Annotated in this window: 1 protein-coding gene; it reads left to right on the forward strand. The window is 38.6% G+C overall.

Annotated features, from left to right (window positions below):
• Positions 1-69 precede the first annotated feature (69 nt).
• The gene (locus tag MNY27_RS10850) at positions 70-1,275 is read left to right on the forward strand and encodes an IS256 family transposase (RefSeq protein ID WP_346392341.1); all 1,206 of its coding nucleotides are present in this window, start codon (positions 70-72) and stop codon (positions 1,273-1,275) included.
• The last annotated feature ends 7 nt before the right edge of the window (positions 1,276-1,282 follow it).

Raw genomic sequence — 1,282 nt, forward strand, 5'->3', positions numbered from 1 at the left:
GGTAGTGTAAAATAATTTCTGTAAATTCCAAATCAACTATGATTATAAAAAAGAAAAAGGATCATAGAAATGGAATTACAAGGAAAAAAGATAGAGTTTGATTTAGAGGAGTTTGTACCTCTGCTTTTGAGTAACAAGCAAGAGGGATTTCGACTTATTGGTGAGCGTTTTTTAAATGCAGTCATGGAAAAAGAGTTTGAAGCATTTATCGGAGCAGGCAAACATGAGAGAAGCGAGGAGCGGGTAGATTATCGTAATGGACACAAAGAGAGACAGCTCAAGACAACACTTGGAGAGCTGAACCTTTTGCGACCATATGCCCGTAGTGGAAGATTTGAGACCAAGCTGTTTGAAAACTACTCACGTATAGATAAAGCACTTGCAAGTATTATCGTAGAAGGATATCTCAAAGGAATTTCTACTCGTAAAGTTGAAGGGGTTTTAGGAGAGCTTGATATTGAACTCTCTCACGCAACAGTGAGCAATCTCAGCCGTGAGCTTGATGAACTCATTACTGAATTTCGTACATCACCACTTCGGGAGTATTACCCATACCTTTATGTTGATGCACTCTATCTCAAAGTGTTTAATGGAGCAAGGTTTGTCTCTCAAGCTGTGATGATTGCCATAGGAGTCAATGAAGATGGGTATCGTGAAGTACTTGATATTGATGTGATGTATGAAGAGTCCTACGGAAGTTACTTGGGATTTTTTGAAGCGCTTAAGGAGCGAGGAGTATCAAAAGTAGATCTGATTATCAGTGATGGTCACAAAGGAATAAAACGAGCTGCCAGCGAAAGTTTCAACGGCTCGAGCTGGCAGCTTTGCAGTATACACTTTAAGCGTAACCTGATGAAAATTGTACCGAAAAAAAGTTTAAATGAAGTACTCGATTATCTTAATGATATTTTAAAAGCTAAATCGATAGATGAAGCACACTCCCTTGGGCATGGAATGATTGCAACATTTGAAGACAGGTTCCCAAAACTGACAAAATATTTGAATGGTAATCTTGGGGATGTGATGACATTTTTAGCCTTTCCTAAACGCCATCATAGAAAAATCCACTCTACCAATCTTGTGGAGAGATTTAACAAAGAGGTGAAGCGAAGAACAAAAGTTGTCGGTGCATTTCCAAGTGAAGGTTCAGTTCTCAGACTTTTGGTGCCTTTGGCAGTTGACACTAATGCCAAGTGGATGGATAGAAAATATGTTTCGTGGGAAAATTTGGAACATGATTGTGAAGTTGATGAGGAATTTACAGAAAATTTTTGACGCTATC

The organism is Sulfurimonas sp. NWX79, from assembly GCF_039667035.1.
In the GTDB taxonomy this organism is placed as follows: Bacteria; Campylobacterota; Campylobacteria; order Campylobacterales; family Sulfurimonadaceae; genus Sulfurimonas; species Sulfurimonas indica.

Excerpts from the sequence above, each read along its gene's own strand:
- MNY27_RS10850 (WP_346392341.1), top strand. The coding sequence starts at position 70 with ATGGAATTACAAGGAAAAAAGATAGAGTTTGATTTAGAGGAGTTTGTA.